Consider the following 24,478-nt stretch of genomic DNA (forward strand, 5'->3'; position numbering starts at 1 on the left):
TTAAGCACCGGCCCGTGGTTGATCAAAGTGTCATATGCGCCGAACTGTCGGCGCTTTCACCCTATTATGCGCTGAGCACCCGACGCTCCAGCGCCGTCTGCAGGTCTTCGAATTTCACCGGTTTGTTCAGGTAATCGATGCGCGTACCCGGCGCGCAGTGCTCGCGATCTGTGCCCAGCGCCAGCATGAACACCGGCAGATTGGCGCAGCCGGGCAACGCATGAATCTGGCAGCACAACGACGCGCCTTCATGATTGGGCAACTGGCAATCGATCAGCACCGCGTCGAAGGTTTCCCGTTGCAGGCAATCAAGTGCCGCCGCGCCGTTGTCCGCCGTGCGCACGCGGAAACCGAGCTTGAGCAGCATGCCGCGCATCAGCAGTTGGTTGACGCTGTTGTCGTCCACCAGCAACACCGTGCAATCCTGCGGCGCACGGCTGCGCTCGTGCAGCGCGTCCGCGGTTGGCGCCGCTTCGACTTCCGGCAGCTCAAACTCGACATCCAGTTGAAAACGGCTGCCGCTGCCAGGCTGGGAGCGGTGAGTCAGCTTGCCGCCGAGCAGTTCCACCAGTTGCCGACAGATCGCCAGCCCCACGCCCAGCCCGCCGTATTCGCGGGTCATCGAGCCATCAAGCTGGAAGAAGCGCTGATACATCGTCGCCTCGCCCAGATCGGTGAAACCGATGCCGGTGTCGATCACCGCAAACGACAACGCCAAGCGATTGCCCGCCGACGGTTTGCCGGTCACTCGCAGCGCCAGACCGCCGACCCGGGTGAACTTGATCGCGTTGTCCAGCAGGCACTCCAGGCACTGCGCCAGTTTTGCGCTGTCGCCGTGCAAGCGATCCGGCAGGGTCGGCAGCACCTCGACTTTGAAGTCCAGCGACTTGCTCGCCGCGTTGCCGTCGAACTGCACGCGCAAGGCCTCGACCACCGCGCGCAGACTGAAGCTGCCCGGCGTCGCCTTGAGCTTGCCGGCCTGCAATTCGGTGAGGGTGAGGATGCCGTTGACCATGCGCATCATGTCCCGGGCGGAGCCGGCGGCGGTTTGCTGGTATTGCTCCAGTTCAGGCTCCAGCTCGACGGTCTGCATCAGTTCCAGCGAACCGATCACACCGTTCATCGGCGTGCGCAATTCGTGGGTCAGGGTCGCGAGGAATTCATCCTTGAGCTTGTTGCTGTGGGCCAGTTGCTGGTTGAGCACTTCGAGTTTCTGCCCGGCATCGAACAGGGTTTGCGCCTGTTGCTCGCGCATCGCGTTGATGCGATCAGCCAGCGCCAGCGACAGCAGCGCGACTTCGATCGCCGAACCGATCTGGCTGGCGTACATGGTCAGGAACACGTTGGGCAGCAGGCCCAGCACCATCAGCGTATTGACGATGCCGCCGAGCAGGAATGCCGACCAGGCAATGATGAAATAACGCGCCACCCGCAAGCCGCGCCACCAGGCGAGAATCCCGGCGGCGAAGATCACCACGGTGAACACCAGCGCCAACAGGGTCGCCAGGCGCAGCGACAATGCGTAACTGGTCATCAGCGACAGCCCGACCACCAGCGCGCCGAACGCGATCAGGGCGATCAGCAGATAGTCGAGCCAGCGGCTGTGGGTTCTGGTCTGCAGGAAACTGCGGGCGAACTGGCTGCCGAACAACCCGGCGCAACCGATGAAAAACGGTGTGGCGGCGTTGGCCCACCACGGATTGTCCGGCCAGAAATACTCGACCGCCGCGCCGTTCACCGACAGTTGATAAAGGCCGAACGAGGCGATGTAGAAGATGTAATAGAGGTAGCTGGTGTCGCGCACGCTCAGGTAGATGAACAGGTTGTAGACCAGCATCCCCAGCAGCACACCATAGATGATCCCCAGCACATACAGGCGCACCGGCTGGTCTTCGAGGTACGCGGTGCTCGACCATAACGTCACCGGCGCCTGAATCGAACCTTCACTGGCCAGGCGCAGGTACACGGTTTTTTGCTGGTCAGGGGCGAAGGTCAGGTCGAACAGGTAATTGTTCTGCCGGATCTCGCGACTGGCGAACGGCAAGGCGTCGCCGGTCTGCCGGATCAGGCGGTAGTCGCCATTGGCATCGGCCATATAAAGGTCGAGATGATCGAGCGGCGGATACGCCAGTTCCAGCAGCCAGGTGCGTTGGGCGGCCGGGTTGTTCGGACGGTAATGCAGATCGATCTTCAACCAGAACGCCGAGCGCGAGTAACCGGCATTGAGCGTGGCTTTGTCGTGGGGTTTGAAATTGCCCGCCGCCGCTTGAGCACGGACGTCGGCGATGTTCGCCTGACCGCTCGGGTCTTCGAACACTTGCAAGGAGCGGCCCAGGGGAAGGCTCTGGGTATTTTCGTCGAACTCGACGGCGCTTGCGAGGAGGGGCAAGCAGAACAGCAACATCAGCAAATAGCGCATTGAAGCCCCAGCGTGGCTCGTCCGGTTGTGTCAGGAAGCCCCCCATTCCCTTTGAGTAGACGTAAAACCGGTATTACCTGTTATTGGTTTGGATCCAGACTAGCATAGCCGTTGATGGCCATTGAGCACCATCGAAATTTTTCCTACAAAGGCTCTAGAACGGGCGTTTCAGAGCAAAGCAGCGAGCTAGAGCTGTTGAGTTGGTCAACTCGGTAAAGCAGCAGACATTGTGAATGCTTTTGTGATGACAAGCTCGATCGGGACTGAACCCCAAATTCAGCTTTGGTGGTAAGCTCGCGCACCATGAATATCTACAGCTCCCGCCCCGTTGTCCTCTGTCTCTCCGGCCACGACCCCAGTGGTGGCGCCGGCTTGCAGGCAGATATCGAAGCCCTGCTCGCGCAGGGTTGCCATGCGGCTCCGGCCGTCACCGCCCTGACCGTGCAAGACACCGTCAACGTCACAGACTTCCGCGTCCTCGACCGAGAGTGGGTACTGGCCCAGGCCAATGCCGTGCTCAACGACTCCGAAGTCGCTGCGGTCAAACTGGGCATGCTCGGCTCGCTGGAAATGGTCGACACCGTGGTCGAACTGCTCTCTGCGCACCCGCACTTGCCAGTGGTTTGCGACCCGGTGCTGCGTGCCGGCGGCGGCGGACGCCTGGGCAAGGACGAAGTCGGTTATGCGATGCGCGAGCGTCTGCTGCCGCTGTCGATCATTGCCACCCCCAACCTGCCCGAAGCGCGGATTCTCGCCGAACTGCCCGAAGGCACCGCGGATGAGTGCGCGGAAAAACTCCTGCCGTTCGTCAAAAACCTGCTGATCACCGGCGGCCATGGCGACGAAACTGAAATCCACAATCGCCTGTACAGCCGTGACGGCCTGCGTGAAACCTTCTATTGCCAGCGTTTGCCGGGCAGTTATCACGGTTCCGGCTGCACATTGGCCAGCGCCCTCGCCGGTCGGCTGGCCCAAGGTGAAAACCTCGCCAGCGCCGTGCGTACTGCACTGGATTACACCTGGCGCACCCTGCGCGATGCCGAACAACTGGGCAAAGGCCAGTTCGTGCCGCGTCGCCTGCCGCTGGATTTTTGCTCGTAACGTCGTGAGGTCTGCCTGATGAAACTACGTGGCCTGTACGCCATCACCGACAGCCAATTACTGGCGGGCAAGTTTCTGTCGTATGTGGAGGCGGCGCTGGAAGGCGGCGTCACCCTGCTGCAATACCGCGACAAAAGCAGCGACGAGGCCCGCCGTCTGCGCGAGGCCGAAGCGCTACGCGATCTGTGCGAACGTTACAAGACGCAGTTGATCATCAACGATGACGCCGAATTGGCCGCACGCCTCAACGTCGGCGTGCACCTGGGGCAGACCGACGGCCCGCTGTCGCCGACCCGCGCCCTGCTCGGCTCCAAAGCCATCATCGGTTCGACCTGCCACGCGCAGCTTGAATTGGCTGAACAGGCCGCCAAGGAAGGCGCGAGCTATGTCGCCTTCGGTCGCTTCTTCAATTCCAACACCAAACCCGGCGCGCCAAGCTGCAGCCTCGATCTGCTCGACGAGGCCAAACGCAAGCTGCATCTGCCGGTCTGCGCGATTGGCGGCATCACCCTCGACAACGCCGCGCCGCTGGTGGCCCACGGGGTCGACCTGCTGGCGGTGGTCCACGGCTTGTTCGGTGCCGAAAGCACCGCCGAAGTGACCCGCCGCGCCCGCGCCTTCAACGAACTTCTGAAAATCTGATTTGAGAGCCCGAACATGTCTCGTTCCGAAACCCTGTTTGCCAATGCCCAGAAACACATTCCCGGTGGCGTGAACTCGCCGGTTCGCGCCTTCAAGAGCGTGGGTGGCACGCCGCTGTTCTTCAAGCACGCCGAAGGCGCCTACGTCACTGACGAAGACGACAAGCGTTATGTGGATTACGTCGGTTCGTGGGGGCCGATGATCCTCGGCCACAGCCACCCGGACGTGCTCGACGCAGTGCGCAATCAACTGCAACACGGCCTGTCCTACGGCGCGCCGACCGCGATGGAAACCGAGATGGCCGACCTGGTCTGCTCGCTGGTACCGTCGATGGACATGGTGCGCATGGTCAGCTCCGGCACCGAAGCGACCATGAGCGCGATTCGTCTGGCCCGTGGTTACACCGGTCGTGACAGCATCATCAAGTTCGAAGGTTGCTACCACGGTCACTCCGACAGCCTGCTGGTCAAGGCCGGTTCCGGCGCGCTGACCCAGGGCGTGCCAAGCTCCGCCGGTGTGCCGGCCGCGTTCGCCAAACACACCCTGACCCTGCCGTTCAACGACATCGACGCCGTGGAAAAGATGCTCGCCGAAGTCGGTCAGGACGTCGCCTGCATCATCGTCGAGCCAGTCGCTGGCAACATGAACTGCGTGCCGCCGGCACCGGGTTTCCTCGAAGGCCTGCGTGCGCTGTGCGACAAGCATGGCGTGGTGCTGATTTTCGACGAAGTGATGACCGGTTTCCGCGTTGCCCTCGGCGGCGCCCAGGCGCACTACGACGTGACCCCGGATCTGACAACCTTCGGCAAGATCATCGGCGGCGGCATGCCGGTCGGCTGCTTCGGCGGCAAACGTGAAATCATGGAACGCATCGCGCCGCTGGGCCCGGTGTACCAGGCCGGCACCCTGTCGGGTAACCCGCTGGCGATGGCCGCCGGTCTGACCACCCTGCGCCTGATCAGCCGTCCGGGGTTCCACGCCGAACTGACCGACTACACCACGCGCCTGCTCGACGGCCTGCAACAACGCGCCGATGCCGCGGGCATTCCGTTCGTGACCACGCAAGCGGGTGGCATGTTCGGCCTGTACTTCAGCGGCGCCGACGACATCGTCACCTTTGAAGACGTGATGGCCAGCGACGCAGCACTGTTCGGTCGCTTCTTCCACCTGATGCTCGAAGGTGGCGTGTACCTGGCACCGAGTGCATTCGAAGCCGGTTTCACCTCGATCGCCCACGGCGAAGCCGAGCTGAAAATCACCCTGGACGCTGCCGAACGCGCCTTCGCTGCATTGAAGTAATCGCCGTACCGCTGACGTTGGCCATGGCCAGCGTCAGCTTTCACCTACACTCACGCCGTTTTTCCCACGCCTCTGCTAAAAATCCATCAGAAAGTGGCCGATATATTCCCCGCGCAGCAGAAAAACGAGTAAAGACTTTGTAAGGTTGGCCCTGCTTATTTCATAATGCGCGCTTATTGGATCCCTCGATGGGTCCGCGTGCCCTTCAGAGGTAAGTCGATTCCCATGAACCGCACCGGCCGCACCCTTGCCTTGGGCTGCCTGTTGCTCCTTCAGCCCCTGCTCGCGCATGCACAAGCAGGCGGCAACTCGTTGTTGATCCCGGCGATGGGTCGTTGCACCCTCAACACTCAGCCGCAAGACGTCACGCAGGCACTGGCCGCCTGCCAGAAAGCGGCGGACGAAGGGGATGCGCAAGCGCAATACGAGTTGGGTGAGTTCTACTACGACGGCAAGAATGCGCCACGCGATCTCAATCAAGCCCTGAGCTATTTCGAAAAGGCCTCGCTGCAAGGCCACGCTCAGGCGCAGTTCAAGCTTGGCACCATGTTCTTCCACGGCGAAGGCGTGCAGGCCAACAACATTCAGGCGTACATCGTGCTGAAGATGGCCGCGGTCAACGGCGCCGAAGATGCGCTGGACACCGCCGACGAAGTCTCCGAAAAAATGTCCCGCGAAGACCTCGAAACCGCGACTCAGGTGCTCGGGCAAATTTTCCGTAAATACCTGATGGAACTGCAGAGCGCAGATGGGCGTACGCCGTTTTCGCCACTTCCCTGATTTTTGCGCCGACCTTTCCGGCCCCTTCGCGAGCAAGCTCGCTCCCACATTTGATCTCCAGCGCTGCGAAGATCTTTTGTGGGAGCGAGCCTGCTCGCGAAGGGGGCGACGCGGTTCTGAGCCCTACTTCTCAGGCATCGGCATCGGAAACGGCATCACATTGCCGACCGCGCCACGGGCTTCGCTGATTTTCGGGGTGCCCAGACGTTCCACCTCGTCGATGCGCACGATCGAATGCATCGGCACAAAGCTGCGCACCACACCTTCGAACTGCGCCTTGAGCTTCTCTTCGCTCGGATCGACCACCACTTGCGTGCGCTCGCCAAAGACGAACTCTTCCACTTCCAGAAAACCCCACAGATCACTTTGATAGATCTGCTTGGCGTACATTTCGAACACCTGGCCCTGGTTGAGGAAAATCACCTTATAGATTGGAGCTTCGCGTTTGGTCATGGCGGGGGGATAACATCGGGGATAAAAATGAGGGCGCAAACTATAGCATAGCCGCCGGACGCACAGCGGTAGGAACCTGAGGGCTTGTTCCCTATAATGCGCGGTTCTTTGAATCAGGTGACGACCTTACTCCATGGCCAAGAAGCTTTACATCGAAACCCACGGTTGCCAGATGAACGAGTACGACAGCTCGCGCATGGTTGATCTGCTGGGCGAACATCAGGCCCTGGAAGTCACCGCCCGCGCCGAAGACGCCGACGTGATTCTGCTCAACACCTGCTCGATCCGCGAGCGTGCTCAGGATCGGGTGTACTCGCAGCTCGGCCGCTGGCGCGAACTGAAACTGGCCAACCCGGACATGGTGATCGCCGTCGGCGGTTGCGTGGCCAGCCAGGAAGGCGCGGCGATCCGTGATCGCGCCCCGTACGTCGACGTGGTCTTTGGCCCGCAGACTCTTCACCGCCTGCCGGAAATGATCGACGCCGCACGCAGCAGCAAGCTGCCGCAGGTCGACGTCTCGTTCCCGGAAATCGAAAAATTCGACCACCTGCCCGAGCCGCGCATCGACGGCCCGAGCGCCTACGTGTCGGTGATGGAAGGTTGCAGCAAGTACTGCACGTTCTGCGTGGTGCCCTACACCCGTGGCGAAGAAGTCAGCCGGCCGTTCGATGACGTGATTGCCGAGATCATTCACCTCGCCGAAAACGGCGTGCGTGAAGTCACCTTGCTCGGGCAGAACGTCAACGGCTATCGCGGCCTGACCCACGATGGGCGTCTGGCCGATCTGGCCGAGCTGATCCGCGTGGTCGCCGCTGTCGACGGCATCGACCGCATCCGCTACACCACTTCGCACCCGCTGGAGTTCTCCGACAGCCTGATCCAGGCCCACGCCGAAGTGCCGGAGCTGGTCAAACACCTGCACTTGCCGGTGCAGTCGGGTTCCGACCGGATCCTCGCGGCGATGAAGCGCAACCACACCGCGCTGGAGTACAAATCCAAGCTGCGTAAACTGCGCGCTGCCGTGCCGGGCATCTGCATCAGTTCGGACTTCATCGTCGGCTTCCCTGGCGAGACCGAGAAAGACTTCGAACAGACCATGAAGCTGATTGCCGACGTCGGTTTCGACTTCTCCTACTCGTTCGTCTATAGCCAGCGCCCGGGCACCCCGGCGGCCGATCTGGCCGACGACACCCCGGAAGAGCTGAAGAAAGAACGCCTGAACGCCTTGCAGCATCGTTTGAATCAGCAAGGGTTCGAGATCAGCCGACAAATGGTCGGTTCGATCCAGCGCATTCTGGTCACCGACTACTCGAAGAAAGACCCGGGCGAGCTGCAAGGGCGTACCGAGAATAATCGTATCGTCAACTTCCGCTGCGATAATCCGACCCTGATCGGCCAGTTCGCCGATGTGCACATCGATGCGGCGCAACCGCACTCGCTGCGCGGCTCGCTGATTCAATAACACCGCATATCCCTGTGGGAGCGAGCCTGCTCGCGAAAGCGGTCTGTCAGACACCTCAATGTTGAATGTGTCGCCGCCTTCGCGAGCAGGCTCGCTCCCACAGGTACAGCGCCAGGGGCATGAATCGGGCGAGTTCATATAAGAGCTTTCGCACCCACGCCACTGGCGTTATCCTTGATTTCATCTTAATTGCCCCAGGGCGGCTAAATACGACCTTGAACGCACCCATAGAACCACATCGTTTTATCCTCGAGCCCTTTGAGGCTCGCCGCTTCGCCAATCTGTGCGGGCAATTCGACGAGCATCTGCGCTTGATCGAACAGCGCCTGGCCATCGAGATCCGCAATCGCGGAAACCAGTTCGAGCTGATCGGCGACCCCAAGCACACCACGTCTGCGGAAAACCTGCTGCGCCGCCTGTACCGCGAAACCAAGGGTACCGAGCTGTCGCCAGACATGGTGCACCTGTTCCTCCAGGAATCGGCCGTGGTCGAACTGGACAACCACGCCCCCGCCGAAGCCTCCGTCGCCCTGCGCACCAAGAAAGGCATGATTCGCCCACGCGGCCTGAATCAGCTGCGCTATGTGAAGGAAATCCTCGGCAACGACATCAACTTCGGCATCGGTCCGGCCGGTACCGGCAAGACCTATCTGGCCGTGGCTTGCGCCGTTGATGCCCTGGAGCGCGAGCAGATCCGCCGCATCCTGCTGGTACGTCCGGCGGTTGAAGCCGGTGAAAAACTCGGTTTCCTGCCGGGTGATCTCGCCCAGAAGATCGACCCGTACCTGCGCCCGCTGTACGACGCCCTCTACGAAATGCTCGGCTTCGAATACGTGGCCAAGCTGATCGAGCGCCAGGTGATCGAAGTCGCGCCGCTGGCCTACATGCGCGGTCGTACGCTGAATAACAGCTTCATCATTCTCGACGAAAGCCAGAACACCACCGTCGAGCAGATGAAGATGTTTCTGACCCGGATCGGCTTTGGCTCCACCGCGGTCATCACCGGCGACATCACCCAGGTCGACCTGCCGCGCGGCACCAAGTCCGGGCTGCATCATGTGATCGAAGTACTCAAGGATGTCCCGGGCATCAGTTTCACCCACTTCCAGCCTAAAGACGTCGTGCGCCATCCATTGGTGCAGCGGATCGTCGAGGCCTACGAGCGCTTCGAGACCCGTGCCGAAGCCGCCAGGGAAACCTCGCGCGATGCTTGAGCTGGATCTGCAAATCGCTACCGAAGCGAACGCCCCGAGTGAAGCCGACTTCCGCAAATGGTGCGAACTGGCCCTGCGCCAGCGCAGCGCCGACTCGGAAATGACCATTCGTCTGGTTGACGAGGAAGAAGGTCGTGAGCTGAATCACACCTGGCGCCATAAGGATTACGCGACCAACGTCCTGTCGTTCCCGGCCGAAGTCCCGGACGAGTTTCTCGACATCCCGCTGCTCGGCGATCTGGTGATCTGCGTGGCCGTGGTCGAGCGCGAAGCTGCCGAACAAGGCAAGGAACTCCAGGCCCATTGGGCACATCTAGTCATTCACGGCTGCTTGCATCTGCTCGGTTACGACCATATAGATGACGACGAAGCCGAAGAAATGGAAGCACTGGAACGCGAGTTGCTTGCCGAACTGGGCTATCCCGATCCGTACGCGGACGACGAAGCCGAAACATCCCCTATCGTTACAACAAAGGATTCAGAGTAATCGCTATGAGCGAAGATCGATCGAGCAACGGGCAGAAGTCATGGCTGGGTAAACTGACCCAGGCTTTTGCCCACGAGCCGAAGAACCGTCAGGAGCTGCTTGAGCTGCTGCGTGATGCACATCAGAACAAACTGCTGGACAGCGAAGCGCTGGCCATCGTCGAAGGCGCCATTCAAGTGGCTGACCTGCAAGTACGCGACATCATGGTGCCGCGCTCGCAGATGATCAGCATCAAGGCGAACCAGACACCCCGTGAATTCCTCCCGGCCGTGGTCGACTCGGCCCACTCGCGCTATCCGGTCATCGGCGAAAGCCACGACGACGTGATGGGCGTGCTGCTGGCCAAGGATCTGCTGCCGCTGATCCTCAAGGAGAACGGTGACAGCTTCAACATCAAGGACCTGCTGCGCCCGGCCACCTTCGTGCCCGAGTCCAAGCGTCTGAACGTGTTGCTGCGTGAATTCCGCGCCAACCACAACCACATGGCCATCGTCATCGACGAATACGGCGGCGTCGCCGGCCTGGTGACGATTGAAGACGTGCTGGAACAGATCGTCGGCGACATCGAAGACGAGCACGACGTCGAAGAAGACAGCTACATCAAGCCGCTGCCCAGCGGTGACTTCCTGATCAAGGCCCTGACACCGATCGAGAACTTCAACGAGTTCTTCGACAGCGAATTCTCCGACGACGAGTTCGACACCGTCGGCGGTCTGGTGATGAGCGCGTTCGGGCACTTGCCAAAACGCAACGAAATCACTGAAATCGGCGCCTATCGTTTCCGCATCCTGAACGCCGACAGCCGTCGGATTCATTTGCTGCGACTGACCCCTATCGCCCGGTAAGAAATCTAAGGATTGAAATGCGCTGGACAACCCGCCCCGGCTGGCCCGGTAACCTGCTGGCCGTGGCGGCCGGTGCAATCACCACCTTCGCCCTCGCCCCGTTCAACATCTGGCCGCTGGCTTTGCTCGCGGTCGGCCTGTTCTACGCCGGCCTGCGCGAGCTGAAACCGCGTCAGGCACTGGGCCGTGGCTGGTGCTTCGGTTTCGGCCTGTTCGGCGCCGGTACCAGCTGGATTTACTACAGCATCCACCATTTCGGTGGCGCGTCGGTGCTGCTGGCCGGGTTCCTGATGCTGCTGTTCACCGCAGCGATCGCGTTTTTCTTCGCCCTGCCCGCCTGGGTCTGGGCGCGCTGGTTGCGCCGCAACGAGGCACCGTTGGCCGATGCGCTGGCGTTTGCCGCGCTGTGGGTCGGGCAGGAAGCGTTTCGTGGCTGGTTCCTCACTGGTTTTCCGTGGCTCTACTCCGGCTACAGCCAGCTCGACGGCCCATTGGCCGGGCTCGCGCCAGTGGGTGGCATGTGGCTGGTGTCGTTCGTTCTGGCGCTGACTGCGGCGCTGATCTATAACGCGCCGCGCTTGCTGCAAACCGGTCGTAAAGGCTTTATCGCGGCCGGTTTGCTGTTGCTGGTCGGGCCATGGGTGGCGGGTATTGCGCTCAAGGGCCACGCCTGGACCAGTCCGTCCGGCCCGGCACTGAGCGTCGCTGCGATTCAGGGCAACGTCGAACAAAGCATGAAATGGGATCCGGCGCAGCTCAACGCGCAACTGGCGCTGTATCGCGACCTGAGTTTTCGCTCGAAGCCGGTGGACCTGCTGATCTGGCCGGAAACCGCGGTACCGGTGCTCAAGGAGTCCGCCGAGGGCTACTTGAACATGATGGGCAACTTCGCCGCCGAGCGTAAATCGGCGCTGATCACCGGCGTGCCGATCCGCGAGACGGTCCGCCACGAAAAACGCTTCTTCAACGGCATCACCGTGGTCGGCGAGGGCGATGGCACCTACCTCAAGCAGAAACTGGTGCCGTTCGGTGAGTACGTACCGTTGCAGGATCTGCTGCGCGGGTTGATCGCGTTCTTTGACTTGCCGATGTCCGACTTCGCTCGCGGTCCGGCGGATCAGCCGCTGCTGCAGGCCAAGGGTTATCAAATCGCGCCATTCATCTGCTACGAAGTGGTGTACCCGGAATTCGCCGCTGGGCTGTCGGCACGCAGCGATCTGCTGCTGACGATCAGCAACGACACCTGGTTCGGCACCTCGATCGGCCCGCTGCAACACCTGCAAATGGCGCAAATGCGCGCACTTGAGGCAGGCCGCTGGATGATCCGTGCTACGAACAATGGCGTGACTGGGCTGATCAACCCGTTCGGGCAGATCACCGAGCAGATCCCGCAGTTCGAACAGGGCATTCTGTATGGCGAAGTGGTGCCGATGCACAACCTGACGCCGTACCTGCAATGGCGTTCGTGGCCGCTGATCATCGTCTGTGTGCTGCTGTTTGGCTGGGCGCTGATGGCGAGCCGGATGTCGAAAACCCTTTAAAAAGCTTCGCGAGCAAGCCCGCTCCCACATTTGGAATGCAATTCAAATGTGGGAGCGGGCTTGCTCGCGAATGGACATCAGCAGCACCCAATCAATCAGGGTTGGCATCACCCCGGTAAAACAACGAATACCCCACCTGCCCCACCGCCTCATTCAGCAACTGCCCGCTTTGCCAGATCGACTTGAACTCCGGCAGCCAGCCACCAAACGGGCGCGCATTATCGGTCCCGAGAAACCCGACGGGCGCCGGCACCACTTCGAATCCTGCCTGCTGGAAACACCACACGGCGCGCGGCATGTGCCAGGCCTGCGTGACCACCACGACGCGCTTGATGCCTTGTGGCAACAAGATGTCGGCGCTGAATTTGGCGTTTTCCCAGGTGGTACGGCTCTCGCCTTCCTGCCAGCGCGTGGTCACGCCGAAATCATCGCGCAACGAATCGGCCATCAGCTTCGCCTCGGTCGGCGGCGTGCCGTAATGCAAGCCACCGCTGGTCAGAATCGGCAGCCCGGAGGCCTTGGCCAGTCGCGCCGCATAGCGCTGACGCTCCAGCCCCACGCCGGTTGGCTGGTCCTCGCCCCAGGCCAGATCGCCGCGCTCGCGCCCGGAACCCAGCACCACGATGGCATCGGCGCGCTGCGCCAATATCGACCACGCGTCACGGGGCAGCGGCGGCTCACGCTCCAGCGCCTTGGCGCCCCACTGCACCACCACCGGCAGGCTCATCAGCCAGAAACCACCCAGGCCAAGGGCAAAACACAGGCCGGCCAGCCGTGGCCGGGAGCGGCGCAGCCACCAGGCGACCAGCAACAGCAGCAAAAGAATGCCAGGCGGCAATAGAAGTTGTTTGATGAAGTAACGCAAAGGCATCGGGGCATCTCCAGAGATGCCCGAAGCCTAAGAGTGTTAATGACACGTTACAACCGATAGGTAGGATCCTGTTGGAAAAGATCCGTTACTTGACCTGCCATGCGATTACTTGGCCTGCACAGAACGAACCTTGATGGTGTCTCTGCCGGGCGCCTTGTCCTTGAGCCAGATGACCTTGGCTGAATGTGCTGCATCGAGCTGTTTCACTGCCTGCGACAGGTATCCATGCGATTCACGCTCACTGCGATCCAGATAGGCCTTGACCAGTTTGAACTCGGCGGGGCTCAAGCCACGCAATTCCAGTTCCACGGGGCGCTCGTCGCGCAGCCGGCCAGCGGTTTTTGCAGCGTCGAGCGCCATGCCCAGACGATCCATCAACCGTTCGTACAACTCGGGTTTCGTCACGTTTTTTTGCCGTTGCTCCACCATCCCTCACCTCATTGAAGATAAGACTCACTCCCCAATAAGAGCTTAGCTTCGCTGCACAAACCGGCTGAACGCCGCGACCAACGGCCCTCGCCACGGTTTTCCGGGGCCAGACAGCTGTAATCAGGGTTTCCCTAGGCCAAGCGCGGTCATGTATGCTACGGCGCTTCCTGTCATTCCACTTCCAGCCTGTCCGGAGCATCCCCCGGAGGGCGCGTTGAAGAGGATTAGGCCACCCCTATCCAGTACAAAAGTAGCCATGCACGAACAATATCAGCCCCGTGAAATCGAAGCCGCCGCCCAGTCGTTCTGGGACGAGCAAAAGTCCTTTGAAGTCAGTGAACAGCCAGGCAAGGAAACCTACTACTGCCTGTCGATGTTCCCTTACCCCAGCGGCAAGCTACACATGGGGCACGTGCGCAACTACACCATCGGCGACGTGATCTCCCGCTACCAGCGCATGCAAGGCAAGAACGTTCTGCAACCGATGGGTTGGGACGCCTTCGGCATGCCGGCGGAAAACGCCGCGATGAAGAACAATGTGGCGCCCGCCAAGTGGACCTACGAAAACATCGCCTACATGAAGTCCCAGCTGCGCAGCCTGGGCCTGGCGGTGGACTGGTCCCGTGAAGTGACCACCTGCAAGCCGGATTACTACCGCTGGGAACAATGGCTGTTCACCCGCCTGTTCGAAAAAGGCGTGATCTACCGCAAGAACGGCACCGTGAACTGGGACCCGGTCGACCAGACCGTGCTGGCCAACGAACAGGTGATCGATGGTCGCGGCTGGCGCTCCGGCGCGCTGATCGAAAAGCGCGAAATCCCGATGTACTACTTCAAGATCACCGCTTACGCGGATGAGCTGCTGGAGAGCCTCGACGAACTGACTGGCTGGCCGGAACAGGTCAAGACCATGCAGCGCAACTGGATCGGCAAATCCCGCGGCATGGAAGTACAGTTCCCTTACAACGTCGACTCGATCGGCGAAGCAGGCACCCTCAAGGTCTTCACCACCCGTCCGGACACCCTGATGGGCGCGACCTACGTTGCCGTGGCAGCCGAGCACCCGCTGGCCACCCAGGCAGCGCAGAACAACCCAGAGCTGCAAGCCTTCATCGCCGAATGCAAGGGCGGCAGCGTGGCTGAAGCCGACGTCGCCACTCAAGAGAAAAAAGGCCTGCCGACCGGCCTGTTCGTCGAGCACCCGCTGACCGGTGAAAAACTTCCGGTCTGGGTCGCCAACTACGTGCTGATGCACTACGGCGACGGCGCCGTGATGGCAGTTCCGGCGCACGACGAGCGCGATTTCGAATTCGCCCACAAGTACAACCTGCCGGTCAAATCGGTGGTGCGCACCAGCTCCGGCGACACCAACCCGGCTCCGTGGCAAGACGCCTACGGCGAGCACGGCACGCTGATCAACTCCGGCGAGTTCGACGGCCTGGACTTCACCGGCGCGTTCGACGCCATGGAAGTCGCCCTGATCAAGAAAAACCTCGGTGCCTCGCGCACTCAGTTCCGCCTGCGCGACTGGGGCATCAGCCGTCAGCGCTACTGGGGTTGCCCGATCCCGATCATCCACTGCGCCACCTGCGGTGACGTGCCGGTGCCGGAAGACCAGTTGCCGGTGGTGCTGCCGGAAGACGTGGTGCCGGACGGCGCCGGTTCGCCGCTGGCGCGCATGCCGGAATTCTACGAGTGCAACTGCCCGAAATGCGGCCAGCCTGCCAAGCGTGAAACCGACACCATGGACACCTTCGTCGAGTCCTCCTGGTACTACGCCCGTTACGCCTCGCCGCACTTCGAAGGTGGCCTGGTGGAAAAATCCGCGGCCGACCACTGGTTGCCGGTGGATCAGTACATCGGCGGTATCGAACACGCCATTCTTCACCTGCTGTACGCGCGTTTCTTCCACAAGCTGATGCGTGACGAAGGTCTGGTCAGCTCCAACGAGCCGTTCAAGAACCTGCTGACCCAAGGTATGGTGATCGCCGAGACTTACTATCGCCGCGAAGCCAATGGTGCCTACACCTGGTTCAACCCGGCGGACGTGGAACTCGAGCGTGACAGCAAGGCCAAGGTCATCAGCGCCAAACTGAAATCCGACGGCCTGCCGGTGGAAATCGGTGGCACCGAGAAAATGGCCAAATCGAAGAACAACGGCGTCGACCCACAGTCGATGATCGATCAGTTCGGCGCCGACACCTGCCGCCTGTTCATGATGTTCGCTTCGCCGCCGGACATGAGCGCCGAATGGTCGGACTCCGGCGTTGAAGGCTCGCACCGTTTCCTCAAGCGCGTCTGGCGCCTGGCGCAGGCCCATGTGACCCAGGGCCTGCCGGGCAAGCTGGACATCGCCGGCCTGAACGACGAGCAGAAAGTTGTGCGCCGCGCCATCCACCTGGCCATCAAACAGGCCAGCCATGACGTCGGCCAGAACCACAAATTCAACACCGCCATCGCTCAGGTGATGACGCTGATGAACGTGCTGGAAAAAGCTGCGCAAGGCACCGAACAGGACCGCGCGCTGATTCACGAAGGTCTGGAAGCCGTGACGTTGCTGCTGGCTCCAATCACGCCGCACATCAGCCATGAGCTGTGGAATCAACTGGGCCACGCTGACCCGGTGATCGATGCCGGCTGGCCTACGGTCGATGAAAGCGCACTGGTGCAGGACAGCCTGCAACTGGTCATTCAAGTGAACGGCAAGCTGCGTGGCCAGATCGAAATGCCGGCCAGCGCCACCCGCGAAGAAGTTGAAGCGGCTGCGCGCGCAAACGAAAACGTGCTGCGTTTCGTCGACGGTCTGACCATTCGCAAAGTGATCGTTGTACCGGGGAAACTGGTCAACATCGTCGCCAGCTAAATTGGATTGGGCGTCAGGTTCGCCTGACGCACTGTAAAACCTTTCGGGCCGCAGGGTCGGCCCACATGGTTTCAAGGGGAGCAACACAATGATCAAACGCAATCTGCTGGTGATGGGCCTCGCCGTTCTGCTGAGCGCCTGCGGTTTCCAGCTGCGTGGCACCGGCACCAACGAACTGTCGATCAAGGAGCTCGATCTGAGCGCCCGTAACGCGTATGGCGAGACCGTCACCCAGCTGCGTCAGGTGCTCGAGTCCAGCGGCGTCAAGGTCTACAGCGGTGCACCGTACAAGCTGTATCTGGCTGACGAACAGGAAAACCAGCGCATCCTCAGCTACGCCGGCGCCGGTCGTACGGGTGAGTACCAAGTGACCACCGTGCTGAACTACGACATCGTAGGCGAACACAATCTGAACCTGCTGAGCGACAAGCTTGAAGTGCAGAAAGTGTTCATCCACGACGGCAACAACCTCGTCGGCTCCGATCAGGAAGCCAACGACGCCCGTCGCGAAACCCGTCGCGAACTGGTTCAGCGCATGATGCTGCGCCTGCAACAGCTGACGCCGGGTCAACTGCAGCAATTGCAGCAAGCGGCCAACGACCGTGCCCGGGCTGAAGCCGACGCGCTGAAGGCGGCACAGAAAGCTGAAGCGGAAACCCCGCGTCAGTCGCCGCTCGAACTGCCGCAGCAGTAAGACGTACGGGGCGCTCAGGCGCCCCGTTCGCCCTCTCTTATGAAGCTCGCTCCCGCTCAACTCGGCAAACACCTGCAAGGCGCGCTCGCGCCCGTCTATATCATCAGCGGCGATGACCCGCTGTTGTGCCAGGAAGCCGCCGACGCCATTCGCAGTGCTGCCCGCCAGCAAGGTTTCGACGAACGCCAGGTGTTCGCCGCCGACGCCAATTTCGATTGGGGGACCTTGTTGCAGGCCGGCGCCAGCATGTCGCTGTTCGCCGAAAAACGCCTACTGGAACTGCGCCTGCCTTCGGGCAAGCCCGGTGACAAGGGCGCTGCCGCGCTGATCGAATACTGCTCGCGCCCCGCTGAAGACACGGTGCTGCTGATCAGCTTGCCCAAGCTCGATGGCAGTGCGCAGAAGACCAAGTGGGGTAAGGCGCTGGTCGAAGGCCAGCAGACTCAATTCATCCAGATCTGGCCAGTGGATGCCAATCAGCTGCCGAGCTGGATTCGCCAGCGCCTGTCGCAGGCCGGCTTGTCGGCCAGCCAGGACGCGGTCGAACTGATCGCCGCACGCGTCGAGGGCAACCTGCTCGCCGCTGCGCAGGAAATCGAAAAGCTCAAGTTGATGGCCGAAGGTGGGCAGATCACCGTCGAAACCGTGCAGGCCGCGGTGGCCGACAGTGCGCGCTTCGACGTGTTTGGCCTGACCGACGCCGTACTCAACGGCGAACCGGCCCACGCCTTGCGCATGCTTGAAGGCCTGCGCGGTGAAGGCGTCGAGCCACCGGTGATTCTCTGGGCACTGGCGCGGGAGTTGCGCCTGCTGGCCAATATCTCGCTGCAGTACAGCCAGGGCACGCCGCTGGACAAGTGCTTCAGCCAGGCGAAACCGCCAGTCTGGGACAAGCGCAAACCGCTGATGAGCAAAGCCCTGCAACGCTACTCGGCGCAACGCTGGGCGCAGTTGTTGCTCGAAGCCCAGCGCATCGATGCGCAGATCAAGGGTCAGGCCACCGGTTCGCCGTGGATGAGCCTGAGCCGGTTGGCGCTGTTGATGTCCGGCCAGCGCCTGACTCTTCCCGCCGAATAATCTGTCATACCGTATAACGACCCTTCGCGAGCAGGCTCGCTCCCACATTGAAGTGCTTTCCAACTGTGGGAGCGAGCCTGCTCGCGAAAGCGTCAGAACATTCCTACATATCAGGGACTGGACAGACGTCCAACATCGGCAGATTATTTCCCCCGCAAAACCACTCACTCGAGAGAACCCTCATGAGCAAAAAGCCATCGAAACATGGCCCGAACAAGGCCAAATCCATCATCGCCCAACCCCTGTTCCGCAGTCGCCAGGAACGACCAACCAAGGGTAAAGGCAGCTACCGCCGCGAAGCCTTCCAGTCTAATAGCTGGGAGGCTTCTTACTTTCTGGCTGCCTGAAGCACAGCACCCCCTGGTCATGTTAAGGTCTGCACCTGATTCGTATCCCCTGGAACTGTGCATGCCCTTCAGTCTTTCCCGTCGTTGGCCCGTTCGCCAACTGATCGCTGCCTCCAGCTTCATTCTGCTTGTCGCCTGCGCGGAAAAACCTACCGCCGCCGATGCGCAACCCCTTCAAGCCGCCCCTGTCGCAACAGCCCCGGCAATCATCCCGCCGGTAGTGCCGTCCGCTGACCCACTTGATCTTCAGCCAACCCAGACCTTTGCCGAATGGCAGGCGGGTTTCCGCAAGGATGCCTTGGCAGCCGGGATCCGCGCCGATCTGTTCGACCGCGCGTTTGCCAATGTCAGCTTCGATGCCAGTGTGATCAAAGCCGACCGCAGCCAGCCGGAGTTCTCTCGTCCAGTATGGGAATACCTCGATGGCGCCCTGTCGCCGCTGCGAGTGCGCAAGGGGCAGGCGCTGATCAGTCAGTACGCCGACATCCTGCAAAACATCGAACAGCGTTATGGCGTGGATCGCCAGGCACTGGTGTCGGTATGGGGCATGGAAAGCAACTTCGGTCAGTTCCAGGGCACCAAATCGGTGATCAACTCGCTGGCGACCCTGGCCTACGAAGGCCGTCGCCCCGCATTTGCTCATGCACAACTGATCGCGGCGCTGCAGATCCTGCAACAGGGCGATATCACTCCGGAGAAAATGCTCGGCTCGTGGGCCGGGGCGATGGGCCAGACCCAGTTCATTCCGACCACCTACAACACCCACGCCGTGGATTTCGACGGTGACGGCCGCCGCGACATCTGGGGCAGCCCGGCCGATGCCCTGGCCTCCACCGCGCACTACCTGCAAAGCTCAGGCTGGCAGCGTGGTCAGCCGTGGGGCTTCGAAGTGCAACTGCCGAGCGGATTCAACTACACCCTGGCCGATGGCGCGATGCGCAAGACCGTTGCCGAATGGCGTCAACTGGGCGTGATCCTGCCTAATGGCGGTCAGGCCCCGGCCGGCTCGGAACAGCTGTCTGCCGCCCTGCTGCTGCCGGCCGGCTACCGTGGCCCGGCGTTCCTGATCCTCGATAACTTCCGGGCGATCCTCAAGTACAACAACTCGTCGTCCTATGCACTGGCAGTCAGCCTGTTGTCCGAGCGCTTCAATGGCGCAGGCCTGATCAATGGCACCTGGCCGAAAGACGACCTGCCATTGAGCCGTACCGAACGTATCGAATTGCAGAACCTGCTGAGTGCGCGTAACTACGATGCAGGCACCGCGGATGGGATTATCGGCGCGAATACCCGCAAGGCGATCCGCAGTGCCCAGCAGTCGTTTGGCTGGCCGGCGGACGGGTATCCGACGCATAAGCTGCTTGAGAGCCTGCGCGCCCAATAGAAACACTGCCGTATGGCGGGTATCGCTTTCGCGAGCAGGCTCGCTCCCACAGTTGACCGTATTCCAATGTGGGAGCGAGCCTGCTCGCGAAGACTGACTGTCAGGCAATAACCGTTTCAGTCTTGATCACCACATCCTGTTCCAGCATCAATTCCTTCTTCCCCGCATCCAGTCGCACCAGCGCCCCCATCGGCAGCGTCAGGTTCGGATCACAATGCCCGCTGCGCCACCCCGACAGCACCGGAATCCGTAACGGCTCGAACGTCTGCTTGAGCAAGCGGTTCAAAGCCTCGACATCGACCCCGGCGACATCCCCCACCAGCACACCGCGCAATCTGGCCAGCTTGCCGGCCAGACGCATCTGCGTGAGCAAACGGTCGATGCGATACAGCGGCTCGTTGACGTCCTCGATCAGCAGAATCACGCCCTCGACATCAATCTCATACGGTGTGCCCAGCGTTGCGGCGATCATCGCCAGATTGCCGCCGAGCAAACGCCCGTGCGCAATACCCGGTTCGACGGTGGTCAAGGGATAAGCCACCGGATGGCTCAACACACTCCCCGCCTTCAACTGACCGCGCAGCATGGCGAAGAATGAGGTGACGGTCGGCGGCTCCTTGTCGCCCAGCAGGTCGGCGTTGAGCAGCGGGCCGTGGAAGGTCACGAACCCGGCGTAGCGGCTGATCGCCAGATGCAGTGCGGTGATGTCGCTGTAGCCGACAAATGGCTTGGCGTGACGACTCAGCAGATCGTAATCGATCCGGTCCAGCAGGCGCGGCGTACCGTAGCCACCGCGCAGGCAAATGATCGCGTCGACTTCAGGGTCGGCGAACGCGGCATGCAGGTCGTTGAGGCGTACGTCATCGCTGCCGGCCAGATAGCCGTCCTTCTCGTAGACACCGGGGAACACTTTCAGCGCATACCCGCGGGCGCGCATCCACTGCACAGCCTTTTCCGTGTCCAGCGCACCGGGGCCAGCAGGGGCGATCACGCCGATCAGCCCTTCGGATGGCAGCGCCGGTACGGGTTTATGCGGAAAAAGGCTGTGGGTCGGTCGAACGGTCATCCATGGATCTCCCTGTGTGAAGTCTTGCAGACACAGTAGTCAGGTCCAGAGACAAACAAAAGAGTGCGCGGCAGACCCAAACAAAAATACCCGCCGAAGCGGGTATTTTTCGAGCCTATCCGCGCCGGATCAGGAACCGAGCAGCTCGGCCTTGACCAGTTTCGCCTGCTCGTCGGCGTGATACGACGAACGTACCAGCGGGCCGGAAGCAACGTTCTTGAAGCCCATCTTGTAGCCTTCTTCGGCGAACCAGGCGAAGGTGTCCGGGTGCACGAAACGCTGCACCGGCAAGTGGCTGCGCGACGGTTGCAGGTACTGGCCGAGGGTCAGCATGTCGATGTCGTGTTCGCGCATGCGCTTCATGACTTCGATGACTTCTTCGTCAGTCTCGCCCAGACCCAGCATCAGGCCGGACTTGGTCGGAATGTGCGGCATCATCTGCTTGAAGCGTTGCAGCAGGGTCAGCGACCACTGGTAGTCCGAACCCGGACGCGCAGCCTTGTACAGGCGCGGCACGGTTTCCAGGTTGTGGTTGAACACATCCGGCGGCTCGGCAGCGGTGATTTCCAGGGCGATGTCCATGCGGCCACGGTAGTCCGGGACCAGGGTTTCCAGCTGCACGTTCGGCGACAGCTTGCGGATCTCGCGGATGCAGTCGGCAAAGTGCTGGGCACCACCGTCACGCAGGTCGTCGCGGTCAACCGAGGTGATCACCACGTACTTGAGCTTGAGGTCGGCAATCGCGATCGCCAGGCTCTCCGGCTCGTTGACGTCCAGTGGTTTCGGACGACCGTGGCCAACGTCGCAGAACGGGCAACGACGGGTGCAGATGTCGCCCATGATCATGAAGGTCGCGGTGCCGCCGGAGAAGCACTCGCCCAGGTTCGGGCAGGAGGCTTCTTCGCAGACGCTGTGCAGCTTGTGCTTGCGCAGCAGACTCTTGATCCGGTCGACTTCCGGCGAAACCGGGATGCGCACGCGAATCCAGTCGGGTTTCTTCGGCAGTTCGGTGGTCGGAATGATCTTTACCGGGATGCGTGCAACCTTCTCGGCGCCGCGCAGCTTGACGCCGGCTTCAACCTTGGGACGCGGGGCCGGGCGCTCGGTCACGTCGAGCGTCGGGATCATGGTTTGCACTGCATCAGTAGTCATATCAGTCGATTCCGCCCGTCAGGGTCGTCTGCTCAGCATAGTCGAGGTGTTTGACGAGCTGCGCGCGCAGCCGGGCACTTACCTCGGCAAATTCAATCGATCCTGCGTGATCGCTCAGCTGGGTCATCGCCAGCCCGGCATAGCCGCAGGGATTAATCCGTCGAAACGGCTCCAGGTTCATATCCACGTTCAGGGCCAGGCCATGAAAGGAGCAACCGTGGCGAATCCGCAAACCCAGAGAAGCGATTTTCGCTCCGTCGACGTAGACGCCGGGAGCATCTGGCTTGGCGGCGGCGGTGACGCCGTAGCTGGCCAGCAGTTCGATCAGGCACTGTTCCATGCGCGTGACCAGATCACGTACGCCGAAACCCAGCTTGCGCACATCCAGCAACAGGTAAGCCACCAATTGGCCGGGGCCATGATAAGTCACCTGCCCGCCGCGATCGACCTGTACCACCGGGATATCGCCCGGCAGCAACAGGTGTTCGGCCTTGCCGGCCTGGCCCTGGGTGAACACCGGAGGGTGCTCGACCAGCCAGATTTCGTCGGCGGCATCGCTGCCGCGTTCGTTGGTGAAGCGTTGCATGGCATGCCAGACCGGCTCGTAAGCCATCTGGCCAAGTTCGCGAAAGCCCAGCGTGCCCGGCATCACAACACCATGTGCACGAAACCGGAAGCCCGCAGTTCGCTGTTGATGTTGTACAGCTGATCCTGGTCTGTCGCGACGATGTGCAGCTGGATGGTGGTGTACTTGCCGTTGCTGCTTTGACGCTCGTCGATGCGCTCATCATTGATGGTTGCGTGTTTCTTGACGATGTCGATGATTTTGTCTTTGTTGCCGACGCCCGTATCGCTGATCACCTTAATCGGATAATCAGTCTGCGGAAATTCGATCTTTGGCGCCTTTACTTCGGTATCGGTCATGGCGTAACGGCCTCTAGAGCGCAAGCCGTGGTAACGCACATGGCCCCGCACCGGATCGGGGCGGGGCCATGCAGGTCAACACAAATCAGTTGAACAAGCCGTAGAAGAATAGACGGATGCTATCCCACATGCGGCGGAAGATACCACCCTCCTCGACAGCGTCCAGAGCGATCAGGTCAGCGCTGTGCACTACCTTGTCGTCCAGTTTCACTTCGACTTTACCGATCACGTCGCCCTTGGCGATTGGCGCGGTCAGTTGCGGGTTCATGGTCATGCTGGCAGCGAGCTTTTTCAGCTGGCCTTTTGGCAGGGTCATGGTCAGGTCTTCAGCCAGGCCGGCCTTGACTTGACTGGTGGTGCCTTTCCACACCGGGGCCTGAGCCAGTTCGGTGCCCTTCTGGTAGAAGGTCTGGGTTTCGAAGAAACGGAAACCGTAGGTCAGCAGCTTCTGGGTTTCAGCGGCACGCGCCACTTCGCTGTTGGTGCCGAACACCACGGCGATCAGACGCTGGCCATCACGTACAGCCGAGGACACCATGCAGTAGCCGGCTTCGTCGGTGTGACCGGTTTTCAGACCGTCAACGGTCTTGTCGCGCCACAGCAGCAGGTTGCGGTTAGGCTGCTTGATGCCGTTCCAGAAGAACTCTTTCTGCGAGTAGATCGCGTAGTGAGCCGGGTCTTCGTGGATGATCGCACGGGCCAGGATCGCCATGTCGTGAGCCGACGAGTAGTGCTCAGGGTTCGGCAGACCGGTCGGGTTCATGAAGTGCGAGTTGGTCATGCCCAGATCGGCGACCGTCTTGTTCATCAGGTCGGCGAACGCGTCTTCGCTGCCGGCGATGTGCTCGGACAGCGCCACGCTGGCGTCGTTGCCGGACTGGATGATGATGCCGTGCAGCAGGTCGCTGACGGTCACTTGCGAGCCGACTTTGATGAACATCCGCGAGCCGCCGGTACGCCAGGCGTTTTCGCTGACGGTCACCGGGTCGTTCTCACCGATCTGGCCACGACGGATTTCCAGCGTAGCGATGTACGCGGTCATCAGTTTGGTCAGGCTGGCTGGCGGCAGACGCTGGTCACCGTTGTTCTCCACCAGCACGTTGCCGCTGCTGGCGTCCATGAGCACGTAGGCTTTTGCAGCCAGTTGAGGTGGCGACGGCATCATCTCGGCCGCGAAAGCGGCTGGCGAGAGGAGCAGCGGGACTAGCAGACACAGGCGTTTGGCAAAGGTGGTGATGTTCATCCGTCTCTCGAAATCGCTAATGGAAACTTGCCCGAAGGCAAAACTATTCAGACAGCCTTCTAACGGGCCATCGCGTGTTCAGTTGCTCACTCCAGTCACCCTTGCCGGGCTTTTGTTCTTCGACGAGCCAACAACCTGGTTCACCCCCCAAAACCGCAAGTGAACCGTCAATCAAGTGCTACGTT

The 24,478-nt window shown here is 61.2% G+C and carries 23 protein-coding genes; 14 read left to right on the plus strand and 9 right to left on the minus strand.

Annotated elements, in window-relative coordinates; all coding sequences use genetic code 11:
- Window positions 1-64: 64 nt before the first annotated feature.
- A complete protein-coding gene (locus AC3WMV_RS16720) occupies window positions 65-2,419 on the minus strand; it encodes a hybrid sensor histidine kinase/response regulator (RefSeq protein WP_103367252.1) in 2,355 nt (784 codons plus the stop codon).
- A 303-nt stretch (window positions 2,420-2,722) separates the two neighbouring features.
- Here AC3WMV_RS16720 and AC3WMV_RS16725 point away from each other — a divergent pair, with 303 nt between their 5' ends.
- From AC3WMV_RS16725 to AC3WMV_RS16740, 4 genes are all read left to right on the plus strand, one after another.
- Entirely contained in the window at window positions 2,723-3,520 is a 798-nt protein-coding gene (locus AC3WMV_RS16725; protein WP_007960553.1) for a hydroxymethylpyrimidine/phosphomethylpyrimidine kinase, read from the plus strand.
- A gap of 18 nt (window positions 3,521-3,538) precedes the next feature.
- Window positions 3,539-4,162 (plus strand): thiamine phosphate synthase, encoded by a 624-nt coding sequence (gene thiE / locus AC3WMV_RS16730; protein ID WP_007960555.1) that lies wholly within the window; start codon window positions 3,539-3,541, stop codon window positions 4,160-4,162.
- Between the two features lie 15 nt (window positions 4,163-4,177).
- A complete protein-coding gene (gene hemL / locus AC3WMV_RS16735; RefSeq protein WP_103367251.1) occupies window positions 4,178-5,461 on the plus strand; it encodes a glutamate-1-semialdehyde 2,1-aminomutase in 1,284 nt (427 codons plus the stop codon).
- Window positions 5,462-5,686: 225 nt separating this feature from the next.
- Window positions 5,687-6,241, plus strand: coding sequence for a tetratricopeptide repeat protein (locus tag AC3WMV_RS16740; RefSeq protein ID WP_003228518.1), 555 nt, complete (start codon window positions 5,687-5,689; stop codon window positions 6,239-6,241).
- 123 nt (window positions 6,242-6,364) lie between these two features.
- Here AC3WMV_RS16740 and AC3WMV_RS16745 read toward each other — a convergent pair whose 3' ends face one another.
- Window positions 6,365-6,694: a DUF1820 family protein gene (locus AC3WMV_RS16745; protein WP_003185742.1), complete on the minus strand. Its 330-nt coding sequence runs from the start codon at window positions 6,692-6,694 to the stop codon at window positions 6,365-6,367.
- 133 nt (window positions 6,695-6,827) lie between these two features.
- Between AC3WMV_RS16745 and miaB the strand changes: the two genes are divergently transcribed.
- The 5 genes from miaB (at window position 6,828) to lnt (ending at window position 12,243) form a co-directional block, all read left to right on the plus strand.
- A complete protein-coding gene (miaB, locus tag AC3WMV_RS16750) occupies window positions 6,828-8,156 on the plus strand; it encodes a tRNA (N6-isopentenyl adenosine(37)-C2)-methylthiotransferase MiaB (RefSeq protein ID WP_007960557.1) in 1,329 nt (442 codons plus the stop codon).
- A 215-nt stretch (window positions 8,157-8,371) separates the two neighbouring features.
- The gene (locus AC3WMV_RS16755; protein WP_097089326.1) at window positions 8,372-9,370 is read left to right on the plus strand and encodes a PhoH family protein; all 999 of its coding nucleotides are present in this window, start codon (window positions 8,372-8,374) and stop codon (window positions 9,368-9,370) included.
- The gene (gene ybeY / locus AC3WMV_RS16760; protein ID WP_096795275.1) at window positions 9,363-9,857 is read left to right on the plus strand and encodes an rRNA maturation RNase YbeY; all 495 of its coding nucleotides are present in this window, start codon (window positions 9,363-9,365) and stop codon (window positions 9,855-9,857) included. Before AC3WMV_RS16755 ends, ybeY begins: the two co-directional genes overlap by 8 nt.
- Window positions 9,858-9,862: 5 nt before the next feature.
- Window positions 9,863-10,702, plus strand: a complete 840-nt coding sequence (locus tag AC3WMV_RS16765) for a CorC family transporter (protein ID WP_027612886.1) — start codon at window positions 9,863-9,865, stop codon at window positions 10,700-10,702.
- Window positions 10,703-10,719: 17 nt separating this feature from the next.
- Window positions 10,720-12,243: an apolipoprotein N-acyltransferase gene (lnt, locus tag AC3WMV_RS16770; protein WP_096795276.1), complete on the plus strand. Its 1,524-nt coding sequence runs from the start codon at window positions 10,720-10,722 to the stop codon at window positions 12,241-12,243.
- A 91-nt stretch (window positions 12,244-12,334) separates the two neighbouring features.
- Here lnt and AC3WMV_RS16775 read toward each other — a convergent pair whose 3' ends face one another.
- Window positions 12,335-13,114: a YdcF family protein gene (locus AC3WMV_RS16775; RefSeq protein WP_097089329.1), complete on the minus strand. Its 780-nt coding sequence runs from the start codon at window positions 13,112-13,114 to the stop codon at window positions 12,335-12,337.
- Between the two features lie 105 nt (window positions 13,115-13,219).
- Window positions 13,220-13,543 carry a hypothetical protein gene (locus AC3WMV_RS16780; RefSeq protein ID WP_103367250.1) on the minus strand — a complete coding sequence of 108 codons (324 nt, stop codon included), beginning with the start codon at window positions 13,541-13,543 and terminating at the stop codon, window positions 13,220-13,222.
- Window positions 13,544-13,799: 256 nt separating this feature from the next.
- On the opposite strand from AC3WMV_RS16780, the gene leuS reads away from it, so the two are divergent.
- From leuS to AC3WMV_RS16805, 5 genes are all read left to right on the plus strand, one after another.
- Window positions 13,800-16,406 carry a leucine--tRNA ligase gene (leuS, locus tag AC3WMV_RS16785; RefSeq protein ID WP_103367249.1) on the plus strand — a complete coding sequence of 869 codons (2,607 nt, stop codon included), beginning with the start codon at window positions 13,800-13,802 and terminating at the stop codon, window positions 16,404-16,406.
- Window positions 16,407-16,494: 88 nt separating this feature from the next.
- Complete coding sequence (locus tag AC3WMV_RS16790) at window positions 16,495-17,100, plus strand: LPS-assembly lipoprotein LptE (protein WP_007960576.1); 606 nt, start codon at window positions 16,495-16,497, stop codon at window positions 17,098-17,100.
- Between the two features lie 39 nt (window positions 17,101-17,139).
- Window positions 17,140-18,177 carry a DNA polymerase III subunit delta gene (holA, locus tag AC3WMV_RS16795; protein WP_103367248.1) on the plus strand — a complete coding sequence of 346 codons (1,038 nt, stop codon included), beginning with the start codon at window positions 17,140-17,142 and terminating at the stop codon, window positions 18,175-18,177.
- 182 nt (window positions 18,178-18,359) lie between these two features.
- Complete coding sequence (gene arfA / locus AC3WMV_RS16800) at window positions 18,360-18,524, plus strand: alternative ribosome rescue factor ArfA (RefSeq protein ID WP_027612891.1); 165 nt, start codon at window positions 18,360-18,362, stop codon at window positions 18,522-18,524.
- 61 nt (window positions 18,525-18,585) lie between these two features.
- On the plus strand, window positions 18,586-19,908 hold the full coding sequence (locus AC3WMV_RS16805; protein WP_103367247.1) for a lytic murein transglycosylase: 1,323 nt from the start codon (window positions 18,586-18,588) through the stop codon (window positions 19,906-19,908).
- 100 nt (window positions 19,909-20,008) lie between these two features.
- On the opposite strand, the gene AC3WMV_RS16810 is transcribed toward AC3WMV_RS16805, so the two are convergent.
- From AC3WMV_RS16810 to AC3WMV_RS16830, 5 genes are all read right to left on the minus strand, one after another.
- Window positions 20,009-20,974: a S66 peptidase family protein gene (locus tag AC3WMV_RS16810; protein WP_096796300.1), complete on the minus strand. Its 966-nt coding sequence runs from the start codon at window positions 20,972-20,974 to the stop codon at window positions 20,009-20,011.
- Window positions 20,975-21,103: 129 nt separating this feature from the next.
- On the minus strand, window positions 21,104-22,102 hold the full coding sequence (gene lipA, locus AC3WMV_RS16815; protein ID WP_160768663.1) for a lipoyl synthase: 999 nt from the start codon (window positions 22,100-22,102) through the stop codon (window positions 21,104-21,106).
- Between the two features lie 25 nt (window positions 22,103-22,127).
- Window positions 22,128-22,775 (minus strand): lipoyl(octanoyl) transferase LipB, encoded by a 648-nt coding sequence (lipB, locus tag AC3WMV_RS16820; RefSeq protein ID WP_027612894.1) that lies wholly within the window; start codon window positions 22,773-22,775, stop codon window positions 22,128-22,130.
- Window positions 22,775-23,050 (minus strand): DUF493 domain-containing protein, encoded by a 276-nt coding sequence (locus tag AC3WMV_RS16825; RefSeq protein WP_027612895.1) that lies wholly within the window; start codon window positions 23,048-23,050, stop codon window positions 22,775-22,777. Before AC3WMV_RS16825 ends, lipB begins: the two co-directional genes overlap by 1 nt.
- Window positions 23,051-23,135: 85 nt before the next feature.
- On the minus strand, window positions 23,136-24,293 hold the full coding sequence (locus AC3WMV_RS16830; RefSeq protein WP_003228546.1) for a D-alanyl-D-alanine carboxypeptidase family protein: 1,158 nt from the start codon (window positions 24,291-24,293) through the stop codon (window positions 23,136-23,138).
- Window positions 24,294-24,478: the final 185 nt, after the last annotated feature.

It is taken from the genome of Pseudomonas sp. FW305-3-2-15-E-TSA4 (genome assembly GCF_058787295.1).